The organism is Streptomyces dengpaensis (assembly GCF_002946835.1).
Taxonomy (GTDB): Bacteria; Actinomycetota; Actinomycetes; order Streptomycetales; family Streptomycetaceae; genus Streptomyces; species Streptomyces dengpaensis.
The window spans coordinates 4,538,938-4,563,629 of record NZ_CP026652.1 but is presented as its reverse complement, the minus strand read 5'-3'; the positions used below and the strand labels follow the sequence as shown (position 1 = coordinate 4,563,629).

General features: G+C 70.5%; 17 protein-coding genes, 4 tRNA genes, 1 other RNA gene and 1 pseudogene. 8 read left to right on the top strand and 15 right to left on the bottom strand.

Going from position 1 to position 24,692, the window contains the following annotated elements; translation table 11 throughout:
- The first annotated feature begins 75 nt into the window (after nt 1-75).
- On the top strand, nt 76-1,170 hold the full coding sequence (locus tag C4B68_RS21100) for a Leu/Phe/Val dehydrogenase (protein ID WP_099505369.1): 1,095 nt from the start codon (nt 76-78) through the stop codon (nt 1,168-1,170).
- Nucleotides 1,171-1,542: 372 nt separating this feature from the next.
- The gene (locus C4B68_RS21095) at nt 1,543-1,800 is read left to right on the top strand and encodes a DUF3073 domain-containing protein (RefSeq protein WP_099505370.1); all 258 of its coding nucleotides are present in this window, start codon (nt 1,543-1,545) and stop codon (nt 1,798-1,800) included.
- Nucleotides 1,801-2,002: 202 nt separating this feature from the next.
- Here C4B68_RS21095 and purM read toward each other — a convergent pair whose 3' ends face one another.
- From purM to purS, 9 genes are all read right to left on the bottom strand, one after another.
- Entirely contained in the window at nt 2,003-3,076 is a 1,074-nt protein-coding gene (gene purM / locus C4B68_RS21090; protein ID WP_099505371.1) for a phosphoribosylformylglycinamidine cyclo-ligase, read from the bottom strand.
- 43 nt (nt 3,077-3,119) lie between these two features.
- Nucleotides 3,120-4,646 carry an amidophosphoribosyltransferase gene (gene purF / locus C4B68_RS21085; protein WP_099505372.1) on the bottom strand — a complete coding sequence of 509 codons (1,527 nt, stop codon included), beginning with the start codon at nt 4,644-4,646 and terminating at the stop codon, nt 3,120-3,122.
- Nucleotides 4,647-4,943: 297 nt separating this feature from the next.
- On the bottom strand, nt 4,944-5,828 hold the full coding sequence (locus C4B68_RS21080) for an META domain-containing protein (RefSeq protein ID WP_099505373.1): 885 nt from the start codon (nt 5,826-5,828) through the stop codon (nt 4,944-4,946).
- A 158-nt stretch (nt 5,829-5,986) separates the two neighbouring features.
- The gene (locus tag C4B68_RS21075; protein WP_099505374.1) at nt 5,987-6,784 is read right to left on the bottom strand and encodes a maleylpyruvate isomerase family mycothiol-dependent enzyme; all 798 of its coding nucleotides are present in this window, start codon (nt 6,782-6,784) and stop codon (nt 5,987-5,989) included.
- 269 nt (nt 6,785-7,053) lie between these two features.
- Nucleotides 7,054-8,265: a hypothetical protein gene (locus C4B68_RS21070; protein ID WP_099505375.1), complete on the bottom strand. Its 1,212-nt coding sequence runs from the start codon at nt 8,263-8,265 to the stop codon at nt 7,054-7,056.
- 130 nt (nt 8,266-8,395) lie between these two features.
- Entirely contained in the window at nt 8,396-9,637 is a 1,242-nt protein-coding gene (locus C4B68_RS21065; protein ID WP_143674448.1) for a hypothetical protein, read from the bottom strand.
- Between the two features lie 173 nt (nt 9,638-9,810).
- Nucleotides 9,811-12,069, bottom strand: a complete 2,259-nt coding sequence (purL, locus tag C4B68_RS21060; RefSeq protein ID WP_099505377.1) for a phosphoribosylformylglycinamidine synthase subunit PurL — start codon at nt 12,067-12,069, stop codon at nt 9,811-9,813.
- Nucleotides 12,066-12,746, bottom strand: a complete 681-nt coding sequence (gene purQ, locus C4B68_RS21055; RefSeq protein WP_099505378.1) for a phosphoribosylformylglycinamidine synthase subunit PurQ — start codon at nt 12,744-12,746, stop codon at nt 12,066-12,068. Before purQ ends, purL begins: the two co-directional genes overlap by 4 nt.
- A complete protein-coding gene (gene purS, locus C4B68_RS21050) occupies nt 12,743-13,006 on the bottom strand; it encodes a phosphoribosylformylglycinamidine synthase subunit PurS (RefSeq protein ID WP_099505379.1) in 264 nt (87 codons plus the stop codon). The genes purQ and purS overlap by 4 nt, the downstream gene beginning before the upstream one ends.
- Before the next feature lie 359 nt (nt 13,007-13,365).
- On the opposite strand from purS, the gene C4B68_RS21045 reads away from it, so the two are divergent.
- From C4B68_RS21045 to C4B68_RS21020, 5 genes and pseudogenes are all read left to right on the top strand, one after another.
- Complete coding sequence (locus C4B68_RS21045; protein WP_099505380.1) at nt 13,366-13,683, top strand: histone-like nucleoid-structuring protein Lsr2; 318 nt, start codon at nt 13,366-13,368, stop codon at nt 13,681-13,683.
- Between the two features lie 195 nt (nt 13,684-13,878).
- Nucleotides 13,879-13,950, top strand: a tRNA-Gly gene (locus C4B68_RS21040).
- Nucleotides 13,951-14,030: 80 nt separating this feature from the next.
- Nucleotides 14,031-14,106, top strand: a tRNA-Gly gene (locus C4B68_RS21035).
- A 386-nt stretch (nt 14,107-14,492) separates the two neighbouring features.
- Nucleotides 14,493-14,965, top strand: a pseudogene (locus tag C4B68_RS21025) (response regulator); the annotation flags it as partial.
- 23 nt (nt 14,966-14,988) lie between these two features.
- Nucleotides 14,989-15,061: transfer RNA gene (locus C4B68_RS21020), tRNA-Gly, on the top strand.
- A 49-nt stretch (nt 15,062-15,110) separates the two neighbouring features.
- On the opposite strand, the gene C4B68_RS21015 is transcribed toward C4B68_RS21020, so the two are convergent.
- The 6 genes from C4B68_RS21015 to ffs form a co-directional block, all read right to left on the bottom strand.
- The gene (locus C4B68_RS21015; protein ID WP_099505381.1) at nt 15,111-16,010 is read right to left on the bottom strand and encodes a phosphoribosylaminoimidazolesuccinocarboxamide synthase; all 900 of its coding nucleotides are present in this window, start codon (nt 16,008-16,010) and stop codon (nt 15,111-15,113) included.
- Nucleotides 16,011-16,120: 110 nt separating this feature from the next.
- The gene (locus C4B68_RS21010; protein ID WP_099505382.1) at nt 16,121-17,704 is read right to left on the bottom strand and encodes a N,N-dimethylformamidase beta subunit family domain-containing protein; all 1,584 of its coding nucleotides are present in this window, start codon (nt 17,702-17,704) and stop codon (nt 16,121-16,123) included.
- Nucleotides 17,705-18,096: 392 nt separating this feature from the next.
- Nucleotides 18,097-19,923, bottom strand: coding sequence for a M48 family metalloprotease (locus C4B68_RS21005; RefSeq protein ID WP_099505383.1), 1,827 nt, complete (start codon nt 19,921-19,923; stop codon nt 18,097-18,099).
- 307 nt (nt 19,924-20,230) lie between these two features.
- Nucleotides 20,231-21,484, bottom strand: coding sequence for a phosphoribosylamine--glycine ligase (gene purD, locus C4B68_RS21000; protein ID WP_099505384.1), 1,254 nt, complete (start codon nt 21,482-21,484; stop codon nt 20,231-20,233).
- Between the two features lie 471 nt (nt 21,485-21,955).
- A complete protein-coding gene (locus C4B68_RS20995; protein ID WP_099505385.1) occupies nt 21,956-24,250 on the bottom strand; it encodes a DNA polymerase III subunit gamma and tau in 2,295 nt (764 codons plus the stop codon).
- 104 nt (nt 24,251-24,354) lie between these two features.
- An RNA gene (ffs, locus tag C4B68_RS20990) (signal recognition particle sRNA small type) lies at nt 24,355-24,453 on the bottom strand.
- A 72-nt stretch (nt 24,454-24,525) separates the two neighbouring features.
- Between ffs and C4B68_RS20985 the strand changes: the two genes are divergently transcribed.
- A tRNA-Ser gene (locus tag C4B68_RS20985) sits at nt 24,526-24,613 on the top strand.
- Nucleotides 24,614-24,692 lie beyond the last annotated feature (79 nt).

The window sequence follows — 24,692 nt, the reverse complement described above, 5'->3', positions numbered from 1 at the left end:
GTCTCATGCCCACGGAGCCCGCCACCCGCACGGGCCCCGCCCCCAACCGCCGCTTATTACCTGGGAGTCACCACCGTGACCGACGTAACCGGCGCGTCTGCTGATGTACTGCACACCCTGTTCCACTCGGACCAGGGGGGTCATGAGCAAGTCGTGCTCTGCCAGGACCGTGCCAGCGGCCTCAAGGCCGTCATCGCGATCCACTCCACCGCCTTGGGCCCTGCCCTCGGAGGTACGCGCTTCTACCCGTACGCGAGCGAGGAGGAGGCCGTCGCCGACGCCCTGAACCTCTCGCGCGGCATGTCGTACAAGAACGCCATGGCCGGTCTCGACCACGGCGGCGGCAAGGCCGTGATCATCGGCGACCCGGAACAGATCAAGTCCGAGGCGCTGCTCCTCGCGTACGGCCGCTTCGTGGCCTCGCTCGGTGGCCGGTACGTCACCGCCTGTGACGTCGGTACGTACGTCTCCGACATGGATGTCGTCGCGCGCGAGTGCCGCTGGACGACGGGCCGCTCGCCGGAGAACGGCGGCGCGGGCGACTCGTCCGTCCTGACCGCCTTCGGGGTCTTCCAGGGCATGAGGGCCTCCGCCCAGCACCTGTGGGGCGACCCGACGCTGCGCGGCCGCAAGATCGGCATCGCGGGTGTCGGCAAGGTGGGTCACCAACTGGTGCGGCACCTGTTGGACGACGGCGCCGAGATCGTGATCACGGACGTACGGGAGGACGCCGTTCGGCGGATCCTGGACGAGCACCCGGAGGGTGTCACGGCCGTCGCGGACACCGAGGCACTCATCCGCACCGAGGGCCTCGACATCTACGCGCCGTGTGCGCTGGGCGGGGCGCTGAACGACGACTCCGTGCCGGTACTCACCGCGAAGATCGTGTGCGGCGCCGCGAACAACCAGCTCGCGCACCCGGGCGTGGAGAAGGACCTCGCGGACCGCGGGATTCTGTACGCCCCCGACTACGTCGTGAACGCGGGCGGTGTCATCCAGGTCGCCGACGAGCTGCACGGCTTCGACTTCGAGCGGTGCAAGGCGAAGGCCGCGAAGATCTTCGACACAACGCTGGCCATCTTCGCACGTGCGAAGCGGGACGGCATTCCGCCGGCTGCCGCGGCCGACCGGATCGCCGAGCAGCGGATGGCGGAGGCGCGGCGCCGCTGATGCCGTCGGTGCGTGTCGGCGCATGCCGACACGCACCCGCACGCCGACGCGTACAGCCGGGCACGGAACCACGCGTTCCGTCCGTCGGCCGGCTTGTCAGGGACCCGCCGATGGGACACTTGGAGAGAACTCTCACGTCGGTCGGCGGGTCGTACGCCAAGAAGAGGTTAAAATCGCTGTTGACCAGCGGGGACGGGGCGCCTCGCGGGTTCTGGGCGAAGGCGCGTCCTGCGGGCGACGTACCGTATGGGCGCGGGCTCAGGTACCGTGGAAGCCCTACGGACCGGTCTCTCCATGGAGAGTCCGTTCCAGATCATGAACGCGTGTCAAGACTCTGGGGCCGTCGAGCCCCGTCACCGAGGGGGTCGAGCCATGGGGCGCGGCCGGGCCAAGGCCAAGCAGACGAAGGTCGCCCGCCAGCTGAAGTACAACAGCGGCGGGACTGACCTGTCGCGTCTGGCCAACGAGCTGGGCGCTTCGACTTCGAGCCAGCCGCCGAATGGCGAGCCGTTCGAGGACGACGACGAGGAAGACGACCCGTACGCCCAGTACGCGGATCTCTACAACGACGACGACGAGGATGAGGACGACCAGTCCTCCGGTCCCCAGTCGCAGCGTCGTGGCGCTTGAGTCTCCCTCGCAGCCTTCGCAGTTTTCGCGATCTAGTTTCCGCGATCTCTCCTGACGGTTTTCTCGTAGCGGGTTCCTCGTAGACGGTTTCTCGCAGCGGAATTCTCGTAGTGGATCTCGCAGTAGGTAGATCTCGTAGCAGCTGCACCTCACCCGGTCCGGGGCATCAGCGCCGGACCGGGTTTCGTGCTGCCCTGAGTGCCTACTTCGCGTAGTCGCCGATCAGCGCCGCGCCCGTCGCGTGCTCGCCGCGCTCGGTGATCTCACCGGCGATCCAGGCGTCCACGCCGCGGTCAGCGAGGGTGGCCAGGGCCACGTCCGCCGACTCCCCGGGGACGATCGCGATCATGCCGACGCCCATGTTCAGCGTCTTCTCCAGCTCCAGGCGCTCGACGTCGCCCGTCCTGCCGACGAGGTCGAAGACCGGGGCCGGGGTCCAGGTCTCGCGGTCGACGATCGCGTGCAGGTGTCCCGGGATGACACGGGCCAGGTTGGCCGCGAGTCCGCCGCCGGTGATGTGGCTGAAGGCGTGCACCTCGGTGGTCCGGGTCAGCGCCAGGCAGTCCAGCGAGTAGATCTTGGTGGGCTCCAGGAGCTCTTCGCCCAGCGTGCGGCCGAACTCCTCGATGCGCTGGTCCAGGCTCAGGTTCGCCCGGTCGAAAAGAACGTGCCGCACGAGCGAGTACCCGTTCGAGTGAAGACCGGAGGCCGCCATGGCGATCACCGCGTCACCCGTACGGATACGATCCGGGCCGAGCAGTTGGTCGGCCTCGACCACGCCGGTGCCCGCGCCCGCGACGTCGAAGTCGTCCGGGCCCAGCAGACCCGGGTGCTCGGCCGTCTCGCCGCCGACGAGGGCGCAGCCCGCGAGGACACAGCCCTCGGCGATGCCCTTCACGATGGCCGCGACGCGCTCCGGGTGGACCTTGCCGACGCAGATGTAGTCGGTCATGAAGAGCGGCTCGGCGCCGCACACCACGATGTCGTCCATGACCATCGCGACCAGGTCGTGGCCGATGGTGTCGTACACGCCGAGCTGCCGGGCGAGGTCGACCTTCGTACCCACGCCGTCCGTCGCGGAGGCGAGCAGCGGGCGCTCGTAGCGCTTGAGGGCGGAGGCGTCGAAGAGGCCGGCGAAGCCACCGAGCCCGCCGAGGACCTCGGGGCGCTGCGTCTTCTTCACCCACTCCTTCATCAGCTCTACGGCGCGGTCGCCCGCCTCGATGTCGACGCCGGCAGCCGCGTAGGAAGCACCGGAAGCAGTGGTCTCAGACATTGCCTGGGATCTTTCGGGTTGGTGATACGGGGCTCAGCGGCGCTTACGGGCGACGGATCGCGTCGGTCGCGGCCGTGGCGGCGGGACCGGCGGCCAGCTCGGTCTCCAGGAGCTGCTTGCCGAGCAGTTCGGGATCCGGGAGCTCCATCGGGTACTCGCCGTCGAAGCAGGCGCGGCACAGGTTCGGCTTGGCGATGGTGGTCGCCTCGATCATGCCGTCGAGGGAGATGTACGAGAGGGAGTCGGCGCCCAGCGAGGTGCCGATCTCCTCGATGGTCATGCCGTTGGCGATCAGCTCGGCGCGGGTCGCGAAGTCGATGCCGAAGAAGCAGGGCCACTTCACGGGCGGGGACGAGATCCGGATGTGGACCTCGGCCGCGCCGGCCTCGCGGAGCATGCGGACCAGGGCGCGCTGGGTGTTGCCGCGCACGATCGAGTCGTCGACGACGACCAGGCGCTTGCCCTTGATGACTTCCTTCAGCGGGTTCAGCTTCAGGCGGATGCCCAGCTGGCGGATCGTCTGCGAGGGCTGGATGAAGGTCCGGCCGACGTACGCGTTCTTCACCAGACCGGCGCCGAAGGGGATGCCGCTGGCCTCCGCGTAGCCGATCGCGGCGGGCGTCCCGGACTCCGGGGTCGCTATCACCAGATCGGCTTCCACAGGGGCTTCCTTGGCGAGCCTGCGGCCCATCTCGACGCGCGAGAGATACACGTTCCGCCCGGCGATGTCCGTGTCGGGGCGGGCCAGGTACACGTACTCGAAGATGCAGCCCTTGGGCTTCGCTTCCGCGAATCGTGAGTTGCGGAGGCCGTTCTCGTCGATGGCGACGAACTCGCCCGGCTCGATCTCGCGGACGTAGGAGGCGCCGCAGATGTCGAGGGCGGCGGACTCGGAGGCGACGACCCAGCCGCGCTCCAGGCGACCGAGGACCAGCGGGCGGATGCCCTGCGGGTCACGGGCCGCGTAGAGGGTGTGCTCGTCCATGTAGACGAGACTGAAGGCGCCCTTGACCTGCGGGAGGATCTTGGCGGAAGCCTCTTCTATGGTGAGCGGCTTACCGTCGTCGTCGACCTGGGCCGCGAGCAGGGCCGTGAGCAGGTCGGTGTCGTTCGTGGCCGCCACGCGCGTGGTGCGGCCCTCCTGCTTGGGCAGTTCGGCGACCATCTCGGCGAGCTGCGCCGTGTTGACGAGGTTGCCGTTGTGGCCGAGCGCGATCGAACCGTGCGCGGTGGCGCGGAACGTCGGCTGGGCGTTCTCCCAGACGGAGGCGCCAGTGGTCGAGTAGCGGGCGTGACCGACCGCGATGTGACCCTGGAGCGAACCTAGAGAGGTCTCGTCGAAGACCTGGGAGACGAGGCCCATGTCCTTGAAGACGAGGATCTGGGAGCCATTGCTGACCGCGATTCCCGCGGATTCCTGACCCCGATGCTGGAGGGCGTAGAGCCCGAAGTAAGTGAGCTTGGCGACCTCTTCGCCCGGAGCCCAGACACCGAAGACGCCGCAAGCGTCCTGGGGGCCTTTCTCACCGGGGAGCAGATCATGATTGAGTCGACCGTCACCACGTGGCACACCACCGAGTGTAGGCGAGATCGACCACTGGTCCGAATTCGGGATACGGGACCTCGGTTGGATCACTCCTCGGCGACAGCTTTGGCGATCGTTCCGTTTGCGCTGGTCAGCGTGGGGGTTGGGGGTGCGGTGGGCCAGCTCGTGGTTGGACTTGCGTCGGGGAGGCCGAGCACGGGCTTTTCGGTGTCTGTGAGTGAGACGGCGCACATCTTGCGGGGGCCTTGTAGGCGGCGGTGGGCCTGCTGACGGCGGTGGGCTTGCTCACGGACCTGGGCCTGCAGGCGGCGGTGGGCCCGCTCACCCCGCACGCGCCACGAGGCCCTTGCCGGAGGCCGCGGTGAGCGTCAGGGAGTCGTGTTCCTGCTGGTAGGAGACCTTCCCGGAGAGGATTTCGGTCAGCTCCCGCTCGGTCTTCATGACCGGTCCCGCGCACACGATGCGCGTCGTCGCGAGACGGCCGAACTCGATGGTGCCGTCCTTGACGACGGCCTTGGCGCGGAAGGTGTTGCAGCCGAGGCTGCCGCTCGCGGAGCCGTCCCCGGCCAGGGTGAGGTGGGCCTTGACCCCGCTGGGCAGGGACTCGGCCGTGGCGTCGTCGCCCTTGCCGGACAGCAGCGCGTCGATCGTCCACCGGGTGCCCTTCAGGGGCGGGGCGGGCTCGGCGGGCCCCTCGCGGAGGGTGATGCTGTCCCCGTCGGACCTGGTCAGGGTGAGGGTCCTGGTCTTGCCACGCTCCTCGACCGCGGCCTTGTGAGTGCCGCGGAAGACACTCATGAACCGTTCCTCGAACTCCTGGACGGGGCCGGGGCAGCCCATCTCGGTCGAGGCGAGGTCGGAGACCTTCACGGTGTCGCCCTCGACCTCGACGTCGGCGCCGAAGTGGTTGCAGCCCACCGTGCCGCCGGATTCGCCGCCCATGACGTCCGGCTCAGGGGCGCCGGGCTTGAAGGTGATGTGGGCCTCGTTGACCCGGAAGCGGTCGTCCCCGTTCGGCAGGACGTAGTCCCTGCCGTCCACGGTCACCTTCTGCGGCACCCAACGGATGCCCGCGATGTCCACGTCGCCGCCGACCTCGCCACTGCCGCCGCCGGCACTTCCGGATTCCGTGCCGCAGGCGGCCAGAACGGCGGTGCCGGCCAGGGCCGCGGCGGCGTACTTCAGGTTCTTCGTCGTCCGCTTCATGCCACTGTGACGTGGCTGGCGGGCGTTGGGTTCGGTGCCGTTATGACTCTGTTGTGCTCGCCCGTACGACTCTGCCGTGTCCGCCCGTACGACTCTGTCGCGTCCGCCCGTACGACTCTGTCGCGTCTGCCCGTCGGCGCGGCAGCGTGTGCTCGCCGTCAGCGCAGCAGCGGCAGCAGCCCGCCGAGATCCGCCCGCTCCCCGCTCGCGCTGACCTTCGCCTCGTCGAGGGCGTCCTTCCACTCCGCCCGCCCGGTCGCGAGCCGGACCCAGGTCAGCGGGTCGGTCTCGACGACGTTCGGCGGGGTGCCGCGGGTGTGCCGGGGCCCCTCCACGCACTGCACGACGGCGTACGGCGGGATCCGCACCTCGGTCGAAGCGCCGGGCGCCTTGGCGGCGAGCGCGTCGGCCAGGAGCCGGGTGCAGGCGGCGAGGGCCTGGCGGTCGTACGGGATGCCCAGGCCGGGCACGGCGGCGTTCAGGTCGTCGGTGTGGACGACGAGTTCCACGGTGCGGGTGACGAGGTAGTCGGCGAGGGTCATGGCGCCGATCCGCACGGCGAGGACGCGGGTGTCGGGGGCCGTGGCCAGGTGCTCGGCGAACCGTTCTTCGGTGAGGGTGAAGAGGGCGTTGAAGTCGGGGGTGCGCTCGGCGAGTGCGTGGCTGCCCTCGGCGACGGCTTCGGCGAAGGACGCGGTGACGGACGCGTAGTCGAGGACGGAGAGTTCCGCCTTGCCGGGCTCGTCCCGCTCGAGAGCGAGACTGGTGCTCCCGACCGCCATGGTGATGTGCGCGGCCAGATCACGGACCGTCCAGGCGCCGAGCCGGGTGGGCAGCGCGAGCTGCTCGGGAGTCAGGGTGCGTACGGCCTCCCGTACGTTCCCGAACTGAGCCAGTACGGCGGCGCGGATCTTGGCGGGGTCGTAGGTGCGCAGGCGCTTCTTGGCCGGGGGCATGTCGGCGAGCCTAGGGCCTGTCCGGCGGATCAGGTCGCAGAGAAGCAACGGCACCTCATAGGCGCCGGTGAGCGGGGCTTGGTGCGTGCAGCTGCAAGGCGGAGGAGGGCGGCGACGCGATGGGGGTCCCCCCGCGGTGGGGGTACCTCCCGCGCGAGCGAAGCCGAGCGTGGGGGAGCATTCGAGCGTCGGGGAGTCGGCAACCGACGACAACGCCGCAGATGGGCGTGCCAAGCCCCGCATCTGCGGCATGATCCGCCGCACAGGCCCTAGTCGGCGCGAAACGTCGAGGTGGCGGGAAACTTGACGTCCGTGCAGTCGCGGCGGGCGGCGACATCGGCGACGTATGCCTTGAAGAGCGACTGGAGCCGCTCCTTCACTATGTCGTCGTACGGGTAGTCGATGCTCAGGGTGTGCAGGGCGGGCTGTCCGGCGCAGGTGGAGGAGGCCCACCAGACGTTGGCGTCGCGGCTGCGGCCGGCTGTGCCGGGGGTGAGGGCGGTCTGGCCGGTGCCGTGGCTCTCCGCCTTGACCTCGGCCGCCTCGTCGCCGAAGTACGACGTGGTCCGCAGCCACCAGGGGGCGACGTGGAGCACGTCCCGGAGTTCGGCGGAGTGGACCTCGTCCTCCGTGAGGTCGGGCCAGAGGGCGCGGACCCCCTTCTCGCTCATCGCGAGCAGGCAGCTCTCCTCGTGGCTGTGGGCGCCGACGGGTGCGGCGAGGGCGCGGTCGGGGAGCCGTCCACGGCCGTCCGCCTTGATGAGCTCCGCGTACCAGCCGCACGACCCGCCGGCCGACTCCGCGTCCGCCACGCGCTTGCGGGGCGTGGGCAGCTCCTCCTGCGGCACGGGCAGCGTGGTCGTGCAGCCGAGCTTGGCCGCGGCCCGCTCGGCTGCGGTGCGGGCCAGCTCGGCCAGCGTTCGGCGGTCGGCGTCGGTGACCTCGGTGTCCTCGAAGTACTTGGCCACCGTCTGGGCGTTGACCGAGGTCGTGTCCCCCTCCGCGTCGGTGCAGACGGCTTTCACGATGACGCTGTGGTCGTAGTACGAGCCGAGCCGGCCGTCACCCAGCGGGTGGGGAGCCGCGTCGTCGGCCACCAGCGTGAGGTCGTCGGCGCGCTCGTACATCCGCGTCCAGAACGGGTCGTCCCACCCGCTGACGAGGTTGGCGAGATCGTCGGACGGGTTCTGCCAGACGGAGAGCAGGAAGTGGTTGTACGACGTGCCGGGGTCGCCGACCCGGTAGATCTCGCACTCCGTGGGGAGCGTGGCGAGCGCTTCCGGGGCGTCGAGGTCGGACATCCCGTCCTCGTCTCCGCTGCCCGGACGGGCCCGGACCGCGCCGCCGTTGAGCCCCAGCACCTTGTCGGGGTCGACCAGTCCGTCGCAGGCCCTGGTGATCCTCTCCCTGCTGGCCGCACGGTCCAGGTGTTCCTCGGTCTCCAGCCACAGCCCCCAGCCGCCCGCGCCGAGGCCCAGCACGCGGTGACGGCGACGAGCTGGTTGAACGCGTTGCGCGGGCGGCTGCCCCGGTCCGGGGTCAGCCAGCGGGAACGGGGGAAGGGAACGCGGGCCCGCTCGGAGGCGTCCGGGTCGTGCTCGGCACGGAAGCTCATGCGGCTCCCTTTCCGGTGAAGTCGGCGGGGGAGGGGAACCTGAGATCGGTGCAGGCGCGGCGGGCGGCGACATCGGTGACGTTCGCCCTGAAGAGCCGCTCGAAGTGCGGGGCCGCGCGCGAGGACCAGGAGTCGTAGCCATAGTGGAGGCGCAGGACGTGGACGGCGGGGGAGCCGTCACAGACGGAGGTGGCCCACCAAAGGCCGTTGCCGCCGTCCCGCCCCGCGGTACCGGGCTGGATGGGGGGGCCGATGGCCTTGGAGGAGCCGGTGTCGCCTATGTAGACGTCCGGGGAGTCCTGCTCGTAGAAAGTCTGGACGTCCGCCCACCACGCCTCGTCGGGGTCGCCGGTGGGCGCGTCGCCCTCGTCGACTCCCTCGGTGCCGGCGTAGGACGCGTCGAACAGGGCGCGGGCCCGGTCGGCTGTCAGCAGCAGGGCGCACCGCTCGCGCCAGACGTGGTCGTCGGCCGGAGCGGCCATCGCCTCGTCGGGGAACCAGAGTTGCTCGCGGGAGGACCGCTCCACGCGCGCGTACCAGGCGCAGGTGCCTCCGGCCCGCCCGGCGGCGGTGGCGCGGGGGACTGCCGCCAGCCGGTCGGGGGGCGGGGCCAGGCGGCGCGTGCAGCCGAGACGTTCGGCGAGGTTGTTGGCCGTGGTGACGGCGATGGACGCCATGCGGTCGCGGTCCGCGGAGGTGGCGGGCTTCGGGTAGTACGACGGCATGCCGGTGTACGCCGCCGAGGCGGTGACCTCGATCCTTTCCGTCGGCCTGCCCTGGTACGTGCCGTCGGGGCAGTCGAGCCGGACGGTGGTCTCGGTGGGCTCGGCGAGGCCGGACAGGCCGCCGCCGACGGGGACTTCGAGCCGGTTGAAGCGTTCGGTCAGCTCGGTGGACGGCCGCGCGACGACGGTGTCGCGGCCGCTGCCCGGTCCTGCGTCGACCAAGGCCTGGAACAGCCAGGCACCGTACGCGTCGCCGTCGTCCCCCGCGTTCTGGATCCGACAGTCGGAGGGGAGGTCAGCGGTGTCGAGGGAGCCGCGGTTGCGCAGGACGGAGTCGGCGTAGTCCATGCCGCGCACCTCCCGCACCGGGACGAGGTCCCCGCAGCCCGCGCCGACGGCGCGGTACGTCCGCCACTCGTCCCACAGCACCGGGCCGCTCCACCCGATGCCGGCGACTGCTGCCGGACACAGCAGCACATTGACCGACTTGCGCACACCACCCTGGACTGCCACCGCTCCCCCATCCCCCGCCGACGATCACGAAGCTAACAGCGAGGACTGACAGTCGGCGGGTCAGATCCCGGAACAGGGCGTCAGATCCCGGAACGCATGGAGGTCCCGCCCGGATCAGGGCGGGACCTCCATCGCCGTACGAGCGATACGGCCCATACGAGCCGTACGACCGCTTACGCGAGCAGCGCCGGGATCGTGCCCTCGTGCGCCTCGCGCAGCTCGGACAGGGAGAGCACGAACTCGCCCTGGACCTCGACGGAGTCACCGTCCACGACACCGATGCGGGTGACGGGCAGACCCCGCGCACCGCACATGTCGTTGAAGCGCAGCTCCTCCGAGCGCGGGACGGCGACGACCGCGCGGCCCGCCGACTCCGAGAACAGGAAGGTGAAGGCGTCGAGACCGTCGGGGACGATCAGCCGCGCGCCCTCGCCGCCGAGCAGCGCCGACTCGACCACTGCCTGGATCAGACCGCCGTCGGACAGGTCGTGGGCGGAGTCGATCATGCCGTCGCGGGAGGCGGAGATCAGGATCTCGGCCAGCAGCCGCTCGCGCTCCAGGTCGACCTTCGGGGGCAGGCCGCCGAGGTGGTCGTGGACGACCTGCGACCAGGCCGAACCGCCGAACTCCTCGCGGGTGTCGCCGAGGAGGTAGAGCAGCTGGCCCTCCTCCTGGAAGGCGACCGGCGTACGGCGGGCGACGTCGTCGATGACGCCCAGCACGGCCACGACCGGGGTCGGGTGGATGGCGGCCTCGCCCGTCTGGTTGTAGAGCGAGACGTTGCCGCCGGTCACCGGGGTGCCGAGCTGCTGGCAGGCGTCGGCGAGACCACGGATGGCCTCGGCGAACTGCCACATGACGGCCGGGTCCTCGGGCGAGCCGAAGTTCAGGCAGTCGGAGACGGCGAGCGGCTTGGCACCGGTCGTCGCGACGTTGCGGTACGCCTCGGCGAGGGCGAGCTGCGCGCCGGCGTACGGGTCGAGCTTGGCGTAACGGCCGTTGCCGTCCGTCGCGATCGCGACGCCCAGGCCGGTCTCCTCGTCGATGCGGATCATGCCCGAGTCCTCGGGCTGGGCCAGCACCGTGTTGCCCTGCACGAAGTGGTCGTACTGCGAGGTGATCCACTTCTTGGACGCCTGGTTGGGGGACGCCACCAGCTTCAGGACCTGGTCCTTCAGCTCCTCGGCGGTCTCCGGGCGCGGGAGCTTGTTCGCGTCGTCGGCCTGGAGGGTGTCCTGCCACTCCGGACGGGCGTACGGGCGCTCGTAGACAGGGCCCTCGTGGGCGACCGTGCGCGGGTCGACGTCGACGATCTTGCCGCCGTGCCAGTAGATCTCAAGGCGGTCGCCGTCGGTGACCTCACCGATGACGGTGGCGATGACGTCCCACTTCTCGCAGATCTCGAGGAAGCGGTAGACCTTCCCCGGCTCGACGACCGCGCACATGCGTTCCTGCGACTCGCTCATGAGGATTTCCTCGGGAGAGAGCGTGGAGTCGCGCAGGGGTACGTCGTCGAGGGTGACGCGCATGCCGCCGGAGCCGTTGGAGGCGAGCTCGGAGGTGGCGCAGGAGAGACCGGCGGCACCGAGGTCCTGGATGCCGACGACCAGCTTCTCCTTGAAGGCCTCCAGGGTGCACTCGATGAGCAGCTTCTCCTGGAAGGGGTCGCCGACCTGGACGGCGGGACGCTTCGACGGCTTGGCGTCGTCGAAGGTCTCGGAGGCGAGGATCGAGGCGCCGCCGATGCCGTCGCCGCCTGTACGGGCCCCGTACAGGATGACCTTGTTGCCCGTGCCGGACGCCTTCGCGAGGTGGATGTCCTCGTGCTTCATGACACCGATGGCTCCGGCGTTGACCAGCGGGTTGCCCTGGTAGCAGGAGTCGAAGACGACCTCACCCCCGATGTTGGGCAGGCCCAGGCAGTTGCCGTAGCCGCCGATGCCGGCGACGACGCCGGGCAGGACGCGCTTGGTGTCCGGGTGGTCCGCCGCGCCGAAGCGCAGCGGGTCCACGACCGCGACCGGACGGGCGCCCATCGCGATGATGTCGCGCACGATGCCGCCGACGCCGGTGGCCGCGCCCTGGTAGGGCTCGACGTACGACGGGTGGTTGTGCGACTCGACCTTGAAGGTGACGGCGTAGCCCTGGCCGACGTCGACGACGCCCGCGTTCTCGCCGATGCCGACGAGGAGGGCGTCTGACTGGGGGGCCTTCTCGCCGAACTGGCGGAGGTGGACCTTGGACGACTTGTAAGAGCAGTGCTCGGACCACATGACCGAGTACATGGCGAGCTCGGCGCCGGTCGGGCGGCGGCCGAGGATCTCGACCACGCGCTCGTACTCGTCCTTCTTCAGGCCGAGTTCGGCCCAGGGCAGCTCGACATCGGGGGTCGCGGCCGCGTGCTCGACCGTGTCCAGAGGCGTGCGGCTCATGCGTTGACCAGCTTCTTGAGGATCGAGGTGAAGAACGGGAGGCCGTCGGTGCGGCCGGTCCCGACGAGGGGCTCGACGGCGTGCTCGGGGTGCGGCATGAGACCGATCACGTTCCCGGCCTCGTTCGTGATGCCCGCGATGTCCCGAAGGCTGCCGTTGGGGTTGAAGTCCAGGTACCGGAAGGCGACCCGGCCCTCAGCCTCCAGCATGTCGAGGGTGCGCTCGTCGGCGACGTAGCGTCCGTCCATGTTCTTCAGCGGGATGTGGATCTCCTGGCCGGACACGTAGTCGGTCGTCCAGGCGGTGCCCGCGTTCTCCACCCGCAGCTTCTGGTCGCGGCAGATGAAGTGGAGGTGGTTGTTGCCGAGCATCGCGCCGGGGAGGAGGTGCGCCTCGGTGAGGATCTGGAAGCCGTTGCAGATGCCGAGGACCGGCATTCCGGACTTCGCCTGCTCGATGACGGTCTCCATCACGGGCGAGAAACGCGAGATGGACCCTGCCCGGAGATAGTCGCCGTACGAGAAACCGCCGGGCAGCACCACGGCGTCGACCTGCTTGAGGTCCTTGTCCTTGTGCCAGAGAGCGACGGGTTCAGCGCCGGCGAGCCTGATCGCGCGCTGTGTGTCGCGGTCGTCGAGGCTGCCCGGAAAGGTAACGACTCCGATACGAGCGGTCACTTTCCGGCCTCCGCGACTTCCTCAACCTTGACGATGTAGTCCTCGATGACGGTGTTGGCGAGGAAGGATTCCGCAAGTTCATGGATGCGGGCGAGCGCGGCATCGTCCACCGGTCCGTCCACTTCCAGTTCGAATCGCTTTCCCTGACGTACGTCGGAGACACCTTCGAAACCGAGGCGCGGCAGTGCACGCTGCACCGCCTGGCCCTGGGGGTCGAGGATCTCCGGCTTGAGCATGACGTCGACTACGACGCGTGCCACTGGCACTCCCGGTGTGTGGTGCTGAGCAGGTTCCTTCAGACTACCCGCACAAAATTTCTACTCGCGTAGATTCGTAGAATCCTACGTGAGCGTGATCACGATCCCGCATCGACGCGGGTGCCGCCACGGAAAATCCTGGGAAAAACCTCAGAAGAGCGGCAGGAGCCCATTGCGTTCTGACACGCGGAGGGTTTTAGTCGAGCTTCACAATGCAATGCTGGGCACTGTACAAAGGAAATGGCAATAGCCGATACTTTGCCCAATAACAGCCGGACAGTCGACATCTCCCCGACAACTCCATGACGTCGGCGCACGTCATGCCTTGATCGCAGAGATGCCGCACGAAGGGACCGATATTCGTGGCGCAGCGTGTCGTGGTCACTCTCTTTGACGACATCGACGGCTCAGAAGCGGCGGAAACGATCGCCTTCGGACTCGACGGCAAGTCGTACGAGATCGACCTCAATCCAGCCAATGCCAAGAAACTGCGTAAGGCGCTCGCGCCCTACGTCGAGGCCGGCCGTAAGCAGGCGAAGTCCGGGAAGGCGTACACGCACACCGCGTTGACCCCCGACCCGGCCGCCGTCCGCGCCTGGGCCCGCTCCAACAAGATGGACGTGCCGCCGCGAGGCCGCATCCCCAAGAAGGTGTACGAGGCGTTCGCCGAGGCGCACTGAACCGAGACCCCGCCGTGCGGGCCGCGCGGACCCCTGTGGATCGTGCGGGGCCCCGCCGTGCGGACCGTGCGGCGTCCGCGAGGGCTCGTCATCGAGCCCTCGGGACAACAGACTTGCGCTGACCCCCTGCTGATCAGCTAGAGTCTGGAGCACGCCGAGGGGCAAGGCCGAAAGGCCGAAACTCCGAGGAGTCATGCGGGTGTAGTTCAGTAGTAGAACATCCCCCTTCCAGGGGGAAGGCGCAGTGTGCAATTCCTGTCACCCGCTCTGCATCGCCGGTCCGACCACTCTTGTGGATCAGGTAGGCTGGTGCTCGCACCGATCGGTGAAAGCCGGTCGGGAGCAATGCGGACGTAGCTCAGTTGGTAGAGCGCAACCTTGCCAAGGTTGAGGTCGCGAGTTCGAGCCTCGTCGTCCGCTCCAGTAAGCAAAGGCCCCGGTCCATGACCGGGGCCTTTCTCGTGTCCGCGTACGAGAGTCGTGCGCGCGCCGCTGTTGTCTTTTCGTGCGTGCGCCTGATGTCGTCCGGACCTTGTCCCCGGGGGGACGCTGTTTTCATGAACACGAATGAGCACGATGACGTGATTGAGGTCACTGATCTGCGGCGTGTGTACGGGGAGATTTCGAGGCGGCCCGCGGGGTCACTTTCTCCGTGGGCCACGGTGAGCTCCTCGGCCGTCCCGAGGTTCTCTTCCTCGACGAGCCGACGACCGGGTTCAACGCCGAAGGGTGCCGGAGCGCCCGGGAGTTGGTGCGCGAGCTGCCCGACGGCTGCTTCCTCGGGGACCTGCCTCCGGTCGCCGAAGTCTGCGTACGAGCCCGATGTCGCCGTCCGGATCTTCGGATGCCGGGGGCGGACAGTGTGAGGGTGGCCACATCGCTGCGGGCCGAACTGCCCGGCTGTCAGGTGTTGATCGTGACGAGTCATGGGCGGCCGGGGCATCTGAAGCGGGTGCTTGCGGCGGGTGTGCGCGGGTTCGTCCCGAAGACGGTCAGTGCGCAGCGGCTCTCGGAGATCATTCGTACGGTGCATGCGGGGAACCGTTATGTGGATCCGGAGTTGGCCGCCGACGCGATCTCCGCCGGGGATTCGCCGTTGACCGCGCGCGAGGCCGAGGTGCTCGAATTCGCCGCTGATGGGGCGCCCATCGCGGAGATCGCCGAGCGGGCCGCGCTGTCCCAGGGGACGGAGCGGAACTATCTGTCGTCGGCCGTGTCCAAGCTCGAGGCCGAGAACCGCCACGTGGCGGTGCGTCTCGCGCGTGAGCGAGGTTGGGTATAGTGGCTGTCGCGCCACGGCGCAGTGCGGACGTAGCTCAGTTGGTAGAGCGCAACCTTGCCAAGGTTGAGGTCGCGAGTTCGAGCCTCGTCGTCCGCTCAGGGAAAGAAGCCCCCGACCCTTCCGGGTCGGGGGCTTCTTCGTGCCTTCACGACCAGCTGGCGCCGGTCAGGCGCTCGTACGCCTCGATGTACTTCGCGCGGGTCGCCTCCACGACGTGCGGGGGCAGCGCGGGCGGCGGCTGCTCGCTCTTGCGGTCCCAGCCGGACTCGGCGGAGATCAGCCAGTCGCGGACGTACTGCTTGTCGAAGGACGGCTGCGCGTGACCCGGCTCCCATACGTCGGCGGGCCAGAAGCGGGACGAGTCCGGGGTCAGCACCTCGTCGGCGAGGACGAGCGTCTCCCCCTCGAAGCCGAACTCGAACTTGGTGTCGGCGAGGATGATGCCCCGGTCGCGGGCGATGTCGCGGGCGCGGCCGTAGACGGCGAGGGTGGTCTGGCGCAGCTGGGCAGCGGTCTCGGCGCCGACCTGGCGGGCGACCTCCTCGTACGAGACGTTCTCGTCGTGATCGCCGACCGCGGCCTTGGTGGCGGGGGTGAAGATCGGGGCAGGAAGTTCCGAGCCGTCGACGAGGCCTTCGGGGAGGGCGAGGCCGCAGACGGTGCGGGCCTCGTCGTACTCGACGAGGCCGGAACCGGTGAGATAGCCGCGGGCGACGCACTCGACCGGGACCATCTGCAGGGACTTGCAGATCAGGGTGCGGCCGGCCCAGTCGTCGGGGGCGCCCGGCGGGAGTTCGGTGCTCAGGACGTGGTTGGGTACCAGGTCGGCGAGCTGGTCGAACCACCACAGGGAGAGCTGGGTGAGCGTGCGGCCCTTGTCGGGGATCTCGGTGGGGAGCACCCAGTCGAAGGCGGAGATGCGGTCGCTGGCGACCATCACGAGGTCGCCCGCCTCGTTCTGGTACAGGTCGCGCACCTTGCCGGTGTGCAGATGCACCAGACCCGGAACCTCGAGGGGCTCGGGCTTTTCTACGAATCCGGACACGGTTCCTCCCCGTGGATCTGTCTAATTGGCTCGATTCTCCCGTATGGGGGGAGTGACTTTGGCCAGGGGGTGGGTGGTGGCGTGCGGGACGCGGCGTGAGAGGTGCTCGGTCAGTCGCGTTTGCAGATGCGGTCCAGGAGGTTCGCGGTGGCTCGCTGGATGCGGGTGTCCACGTGGCCGGGGCGGTCGAGGGCCGGGGACCAGGCGAACGTTCCGGATGCGAAGACCAGGGCGCCGGACGGGGCCCGGTAGAGGGAGGTCTCCTGGTGGCGGGTGACGCCCTCGCTGTCCCGGTACGGGGAGTGGGCGAGCAGGATGCGGCCCTGGTGCTCCGGCAGCGGGGTGCGCGGGAAGTAGCGGTCGGCCTCGCCCGCGACCATGCCTTCCAGCTCGTCGCCCTCGTGCGCGCCGGTCGCCTCCCACAGCCAGTGGTCGGCGTTGCGGACGACCAGCGGGTGCGGTTCGGGGACCCGCCCCGCGTACTGGATGCCGATGAGTTGCTGCTCCGGGCGGTCGATTTCCCGCCAGAGGGCCGGCTTCCCCGGGCCCTTGCGTTTGCGGCAGGTCAGCAGGCGATCGGCGACGCCGGACGGGGACGGGCCCAACTCCACCTGCCAGTACATGGTGTTGGCGGAGAGGAAGACGAGCGAGGAGCCGTACTCGCGGGCGAGTTCCGTGGTGCGGCGCATCTGCGTCGACCAGTACTCGTCGTGCCCCGGGAAGACGAGGCCGCGGTAGCGGGTGGGGTCGACGCGCCCGGCGTGCAGGTCGCGGGCGTCGGCGTAGGCGAGGTCGTAGCCGTAGCGCTCGGCCCAGCGGATGAAGTCGTAGGCGTGGCCTACGTGGAGGGGAAGGCCGGCGCCCGCGTACGGCCGGTCGAAGGAGACGGTCGTCGCGGCGTCCGCCTCGCCGAGCAGGCGGCCGTTCTCGTCCCATGCGTGGTAGAGGCTGGCGCCGGTGTGGCCGTCCTCCGGATAGAGGTTGTACGCCTGCCAGGTGATGTCGGGGAGGAGCAGGAGCAGGTCCGCCGGGTGGTTGTCGCGGATGGTGAAGGGGACGTGGGAGCGGTAGCCGTCGACGGTGGTGAGGACGGCGACGTACGCGCCGATGCTCCAGTAGGAGGGGATCTGGAGCCGCCAGGAAAGCCACCAGTGGTGGCAGGAGACGGTGCGGTCGGCGGTGAGGGGCGAGGGCTGGACGATGCCGGAAAGGCGGGGGCTGGTGGTGATCTTGCTGGCGCCCTCGCCTCCGTAGTGGCCGATCCGGTAGATGTCGACGCTGAATTCCTGGGGCGGGTCGACGGTGATGTGGAAGTCGATGGCCTCGCCGGGGGCGGCCGCGCCGGTGGAGGTGAAGCCCTTGATCTGGCGGTGGACGTCGTCGGCGGAGCGGGGGCCTCCGGCTCGGGGGTGCGGGATGGGGCGCTTGGCGCCCGTCTTGGTCCTGGCCGTCGCTGTGGCCGTGGTCTTGGGGTCGCGGTCGTCGCGTACGAGGGTGGCGCCCTGGGCGGGGTCGGTGTTTTCGACGCTTCCGACGTTTTCGATGTGGTCGATGTACCAGGGGACGACGTGGCCGGTGTCGTCGAAGTAGTGCTCGTCGCCGCGGAGCCAGGGGACGGGGCCCTGGCCGAAGGGGTCCGTCACGGCGTGCGCGAGTGCTCCCGACTCCCAGCGGCGAATCTGCTCCGACCCCATGCCTGCTCCCCTCCCTCTTGCCCCCGTTGTCCTTGTGAGCCCTTGCCGTGTGCGCGTAAGCCCTTGCCGTGTGCGCGATCGGTCCCAGCACATCACATTCCGCACGTAGTCCGTCACCGTTCGTCGCGAATTGGCGTGAGTGGAACGAGGGGCTCCGCCTATGGCACCGGTTTCGCCCACCGCCGGTGGGTGGGTCGGGGCCGTGCGCTGGCGAGTGCGGGTGCACCACCAGCCCGTCCGGCGCTGGAGATCTTTTAGCCCGTCCGGCGTTTGAGGACGAGGCCGCCGTTTTTCAGGCCGATGCAGGGGGCTGGGGCGGCAGCCCTCAGGTACGGGAAGGGTAGGGGCGGAGGGGGCGAAAAACATCCCCGCCCGCAGCCGGGGGCGCCGGCTCAGACCAGGCGGACCGGTTTCTCCGGGCGGACGCCCAGGTGGCGGAGCCAGTCGCGGAGGGGGTCGGGGTCGCCGGATTCGACGAGGGTGAGGACCCGCGGCCCGAGGTCGGCGGCGCGCACGCCGCCGACGAGGAGGGACGGCCCGTCGAGCCAGTCGAGGCCGGGCGCAGCCCCCGCGGTGTCCATCGCGGCGCAGCACACCATCGCCGTGACATGGTCGGCCAGCAGCTCACGAGCGGTCCGGGGTGGCTGAAGGGGAAACAGGGGAAGCGTCCCATCGTCCCAGAGGGCCCGGTCGGGGCCTTGATGCTCGGTGCCCCCGGCCGGGGCGGGCGTCGCGGCCGGCCCCGACGCCTCCTCGCGGGCCAGCTCCGCGAGCAGCCCGGCCGCGAGCGCGGACGTCCGCTCGTTCCCGAGGGCGAGCTCCGCGTCGTCCTCGTCCGTCTCCGGGGATATGTCCGCGCGATGGGCGGTGAGGGCAGCCGCGTCCGGGACGGGCGCCTCCCTGTCCTCCGGAGGCGTGGCGAGGTGCTCCATCACCCGCGCCAGCGTCGGACGGCCCGAGTCGCGCGTCGCCGGGCCGGTGGAGTGCCGGACGCCCAGCGCGTCCAGCACCCGGTGGAGGCGCGCGGCGTCGGAGCGCCATTTGCGGTCGACGACCTCGTCCGGGTAGTCCTGCCAGGTGACCGGCGCCCAGTCCGGCCCGGGCTCGGCGGGGCCGCCGTGGAAGAGGCGGGCGGCGAGGAGCGAGGCCGCCTCGTCCACCCTGCCGGGCTCTTCGAGCAGGTCGCAGGCGGGGCGCTCGCCGAGGCGGGAGGCGAAGCCCTCGGCCAGGCGGTCGCGGCGGGACAGCTCGGTCAGCGCCGCGACGACGCCCGCGTCCAGCCGGGAGGGCCAGCGGCCCATCCGCCAGGCGGGCAGCGCCACACGGGTCAGGAGCCGGTCCCAGCCCGCGTACGCCAGGCCCACCTGTTCCTGCGCGACGATCCGCAGGCCGTAATCCACAGCCTGTGCACGCTCGGCCGCGGCGGCCGCCACGCCTCGTTCCATCTCGGCCGCGTGGCCCCGACAGCTGCGCAGCAGCACGCGGGTGACCCAGCCGACACCGCCGAGGACCGTACGCGACAGGGGTGCGCGCGTCGGCGCCGAGGTCACGGCCACGGCCGCGTCCAGGCCTCGTACGAAACGACGGGCCGCAGCTATGTCGGGGTGCGCCGAAGGACCCGTACCGGCGACGACCGGGGCGAGGACCGCGCGCAGTTCCCCGACCCGCATCCACCACAGGAACGGGGAGCCGATGACGAGGACGGGAGCGGAGGGGGCTCGGCGGGGCCGCGTCGACAGTCCCCGTATGCCCCGCGCTCCCCGTATGCCCCGTACTCCTGCTATTTCGTCCCTGCCGGCGAGCGGGGGTGGGCCGTGCGCCGGGTGGGTGCGGTCCTCCAGCCAGCTGTCGCAGTCCGGGGTGAGCGCTATCGCCGAGGGGGCCGGGACTTCGAGGCGGTCGGCCAGGTCGCGAACCATGCGGTAGAGGTCGGGCGCGGATTCCTCGGCGATCGGGACGGTGGGGCTCATGGCGGGACGCGAGCGGGCGACGACGAGCGCGATGCCGGCGGCGGCGAGCAGGACGAGGGCGGCGAGGACCGTGACGATCCAGCGGGTGGTCCCCCAGCTGCCGCCGGTGATGTGGCCGGTGGAGCCACCGACGAGCAGCACGACGGCGACGGCCGCGGGCAGCAGGGCGACGGCCAACGCCCTGCTGCGGATGCGCAGCACAGCGAGAGCCCGGGAACGCGCGGCCTGCGCGCCCACCTCCACACCCATACCGGTCACGACCGGACGTCACCCCCTACTGTCCGCCCGGCACGGGCTCTGTCACAGCCCGTCCCGACGAATGCCCTGGCGTTGCTCACTCCCCCACTGTGGCACCCGCCACTGACATCGCAATGCCGGTGGGCCAAGTGCCGGAACGCTTTCGCCGCACCCTAGTTGGGGCCTCGGCCCCCGTCAGCCGGATGGGGCATCGGTCACTCGATGGAATGGCTCTGGGGAGAGGTGGATGACGGTGGGCAACGATCAGGCCCCGGATTCCGTACAGAATCCGGGGCCCAAGCTGCCTTCGGCCCAGGGCTTACGCCCCTGCCGCCGCCTTCGCCGCGATGTCCGTGCGGTGCTGCGAACCGTCGAGGCCGATGCGGGCGACCGCGGCGTACGCGCGGGCGCGGGCCTCGGTGAGGTCGCTGCCGGTCGCCGTGACGGAGAGCACACGTCCGCCCGCGCTCACCACCGCGCCGCCGTCGCGCTTGGTCCCGGCGTGCAGGACGTACGCGTTCGGGGCGTCCTGGGACGCCACGTCCTCGAGCCCGGTGATCGGGTCGCCGGTGCGCGGGGTGCCGGGGTAGTTGTGCGAGGCCACGACGACCGTGACGGCCGCGTCGTCGCTCCAGCGCAGTGGTTCCAGGTCGGAGAGGGTGCCATTGGCCGCCGCCAGGAGCACGCCCGCGAGCGGGGTCTTCAGGCGGGCCAGGACCACCTGGGTCTCCGGGTCGCCGAAGCGGGCGTTGAACTCGATGACCCGTACGCCGCGGCTGGTGATCGCCAGACCTGCATAAAGGAGGCCGGAAAACGGTGTGCCACGGCGGCGCAGTTCGTCGACGGTCGGCTGGAGTACCGACTCCATGACCTCCTCGACGAGCTTCGGGTCCGCCCACGGCAGCGGCGAGTACGCGCCCATGCCGCCGGTGTTCGGGCCCTCGTCGTTGTCCAGCGCGCGCTTGAAGTCCTGGGCGGGCTGCAACGGGACGACGGTCTCGCCGTCCGTGATCGCGAAGAGGGAGACCTCGGGCCCGTCGAGGAACTCCTCGATGACGACGCGGTCGCAGGCGTTGGCGTGGTCACGGGCCTTCGCGAGGTCGTCGGTCACGACGACGCCCTTGCCGGCCGCCAGTCCGTCGTCCTTCACGACATACGGGGCGCCGAAGGCGTCGAGCGCCTCGTCGACCTCCTCCGGCGTCGTGCAAACGTACGAGCGCGCCGTCGGGACGCCCGCCTCCGCCATCACGTCCTTGGCGAAGGCCTTGGAGCCCTCCAGCTGCGCGGCCTCCTTCGAGGGGCCGAAGCAGGGGATGCCCGCCTCGCGCACGGCGTCGGCGACCCCCGCGACGAGCGGGGCCTCCGGGCCCACGATCACCAGCTCGGCGCCGAGCTCGGCGGCCAGCGCGGCCACGGCGGCGCCGTCGAGCGCGTCGACCGCGTGCAGCTCGGCCACCTCCGCGATGCCTGCGTTCCCGGGGGCGCAGTGCAGGGCGGTGACGTCGGGGTCGAGGGACAGGGAACGGCACAGGGCGTGTTCGCGGGCGCCGCTACCGATGACGAGGACCTTCACGGGGTCAGCCTAACCGCCGGGGGCGGGTGCCTTTGTGGGGGCTTCCGAAGCGGGGGGTGCGGCGGGTTGGTGGGATCCTCCTATAGGTAGGGGATGCGGGGTGGGTGGTGGTGAGCTGGGTGCGGGTTGTCGGGGGTGCGGTTGCGTGGCCGTGGTACGGCGACGGGTGCCCGTGGCGGGGCCGCAGCTGTACGGTTGTGGGCCCCGTGGCGGGGCCGCAGCTGTACGGTTGTGGGCCCCGTGGCGGGGCCGCAGCTGTACGGTTGTGGGCCCCGTCGCACGCGGCGGTGTGTGCCCGTCACGAGGCCGCAGCAGTACGGCTGTGGGCCCCCTGGACGGGGGCGCGCAATCGGGTTTTCGCCCCCTCCGCCCCTACCCGTCCCGTACCTGGGGGCTCCGCCCCCAGACCCCCGCTCCTCAAACGCCGGAGGGGCTGTTTTGCAGCCGTAAGCCCCTGAAGGGGCGCATCCGTCACTCGTTGGAGTACTCCTCCACCACCGTCGCGCCCAGCTCGCGGACGATCAGGTCGTGGCCCGAGAGTGCGGACTCGTCGAGGTCGGGGTCGTCGTCCTCGGGGACGTCGTCCTCAGGAGCGACCGGGGGCGGCTCGGGGGCCGGAGGAGGGGTCGGGGCGGGCGCCGCCGAAGCGGGGCCCGCGGACGGGCCGCCCTGGGGCACGGCCGGGCTCGGGGCGGGAGCCGGTGCCTGCTGGGGCGCGGGGCGCGGGGCGGCCGGAGGCGCGCCGTAACCGCCGCCGGCGCCACCACTGCCACCGCCGAACCCGGAGCTGGGAGCCGAAGCCGACGGCGCAAAGCCGCCCCCGCCACCCGAGGCACCCGAGCCGCCCGTGGCGTCGACGATCGCCTCGATCTTCCACTGGACGTTGAACTGCTCGGCCAGCGCCTGTCGCAGTACGTCCTCGCTGCCGCTGCTCGCGAAGTTGTCCCGCGCGCCCGCGTTCACGAAGCCGATCTGCAGGGTCGTACCGTCGAAGCCGGTCACCTGGGCGTTCTGGCTGAGCAGGATCCAGGTGAACCTACGGCGGTTCTTCACCGCCTCCAGGATGTTCGGCCACAGCGTGCGGGGGTCGAGAACACCGCTCGCGGGAGCAGGAGCGGAAGGCGCGGCCCCCGTACGAGCGGGAGCGGACGCAGGAGCGGAGGCAGGCGCAGACGTAGGCGCGCTGGGCGGCGTGCCCGGAGCCTGCCCGCCACCCGCGGGGGCCGCCGTCGGCCATCCCCCGGGACGCCGGCCACTGCCCGCGGCCGTCGCGGTCGGCCAGGCACCGGGCGCGGGCGAAGCGGCCGGTGCCTGCGGCTGCGCGGCAGCAGGAGGAGCGACCGGAGCCACGGGAGGAGCGACCGGAGGGGCCGCCGGAGCGGCAGGAGGCGCGGTCGCCGGGGCAGCCGCAGGCGCGGCCGGCTCGGGAGCCGCTCCTTGCGCGGGAGCGCCCGCCGAACCACCTGCCCCAGGCCCGGCCCCCCGCACCGCCGCCCGAGCCGCCGCGGCCCCGCCCCCAGGCGGAACCGAAGCGACCGGCGCCGCACCGTGCACCTCGGGGCCGGGCACGTACCCCATGACGGGCGCGCCGCCGCCACCGGAGAAGTTCACCCCGCGCTCTATACGGTCCAGCCGGGCCATGACGGACCGCTCGTCCCCGTACGCGGCGGGCAGCAGCACGCGCGCGCAGATGAGTTCGAGCTGGAGCCGCGGCGAGGTGGCGCCGCGCATCTCCGTCAGCCCCTCGTTGACGATGTCGGCGGCGCGGCTCAGCTCTGCGGCGCCGAAGACCCCGGCCTGGGCCTGCATACGCTCGACGACATCGACGGGCGCGTCGATGAGCCCCTTCTCGGCGGCATCGGGCACGGCCGCGAGGATCACCAGATCCCGCAACCGCTCCAGCAGGTCGGCGACGAACCGCCGAGGGTCGTTGCCCCCCTCGATCACCCGGTCCACGACCTCGAAGGCCGCGGCGCCGTCCCCCGCGGCGAACGCCTCGACCACCGAGTCCAGCAGCGACCCGTCCGTGTACCCGAGCAGCGAGGTCGCCATGGCATACGTCACACCGGCGTCGCCCGCTCCCGCGAGCAGCTGGTCCATGACGGACATGGAGTCACGCACGGACCCCGCACCGGCCCGCACGACCAGGGGCAGCACCCCGTCCTCGACGGGGATGCCCTCGCGCCCGCAGACCTCGCCCAGGTACTCCCGCAGGGTCCCCGGGGGCACCAGCCGGAACGGATAGTGGTGGGTCCGCGACCGGATGGTCCCGATGACCTTCTCGGGCTCGGTGGTGGCGAAGATGAACTTCAGATGCTCCGGCGGCTCCTCGACGACCTTCAGCAGTGCGTTGAAGCCGGCCGACGTGACCATGTGGGCCTCGTCGATGATGTAGATCTTGTACCGACTGCCGGCGGGCCCGAAGAAGGCCTTTTCGCGCAGGTCACGGGCATCGTCGACACCACCGTGCGAGGCGGCGTCGATCTCGATGACGTCGATGGACCCCGGTCCGTTGCGCGCGAGGTCCCGGCAGGACTGACACTCCCCGCACGGCGTGGGCGTAGGCCCCTGCTCGCAGTTCAGGCACCGGGCGAGAATGCGCGCGCTGGTGGTCTTCCCGCACCCGCGCGGACCGCTGAACAGGTACGCGTGATTGACCCGGTTGTTCCGCAGCGCCTGCTGCAGCGGGTCAGTGACATGCTCCTGCCCAATGACCTCGGCAAACGACTCCGGGCGATAGCGGCGGTACAGCGCGAGAGACGACACGCATACGAGGTTATAGGCGCCCACTGACAACAAGGACCGCCCGACAGCGCATCCCCAAGATCCCCGGCCGCCGCACTCCGCACCCCACGCCCGGCATCCCCGCGAACGCAAGCGCCCCTCACGCACCCGCCAGAGCCAACCTACCCTTGCTGCCTTCCGGCCCTGGGGGAGTTCAGTCAGATAGCGCCACGTGAGGGGCTCCGCACAGAGTACAGGAACTTGACCGGGGAGAACGAGTTCGCGAGCACTCCTCAACGTCTTGTATTGTTTGCCGCGGAGGATTCGCCTAGAGGCCTAGGGCGCACGCTTGGAAAGCGTGTTGGGGGCAACCCCTCACGAGTTCGAATCTCGTATCCTCCGCCAGTGCCTCACCGGGCACGATGTCGAAGGGCCCCACCGTTCGCGGTGGGGCCCTTCGACGTGTGTGGTCTCATTTTTGGTC

Coding starts and splice junctions, on each gene's coding strand:
- C4B68_RS21010 (WP_099505382.1), bottom strand. CDS start 17,704: ATGGGGTCGGAGCAGATTCGCCGCTGGGAGTCGGGAGCACTCGCGCAC.
- purL (WP_099505377.1), bottom strand. CDS start 12,069: ATGAGCCGCACGCCTCTGGACACGGTCGAGCACGCGGCCGCGACCCCC.
- C4B68_RS21080 (WP_099505373.1), bottom strand. CDS start 5,828: ATGAAGCGGACGACGAAGAACCTGAAGTACGCCGCCGCGGCCCTGGCC.
- C4B68_RS21095 (WP_099505370.1), top strand. CDS start 1,543: ATGGGGCGCGGCCGGGCCAAGGCCAAGCAGACGAAGGTCGCCCGCCAG.
- C4B68_RS21075 (WP_099505374.1), bottom strand. CDS start 6,784: ATGCCCCCGGCCAAGAAGCGCCTGCGCACCTACGACCCCGCCAAGATC.
- C4B68_RS21005 (WP_099505383.1), bottom strand. CDS start 19,923: ATGGGTGTGGAGGTGGGCGCGCAGGCCGCGCGTTCCCGGGCTCTCGCT.
- purM (WP_099505371.1), bottom strand. CDS start 3,076: ATGTCTGAGACCACTGCTTCCGGTGCTTCCTACGCGGCTGCCGGCGTC.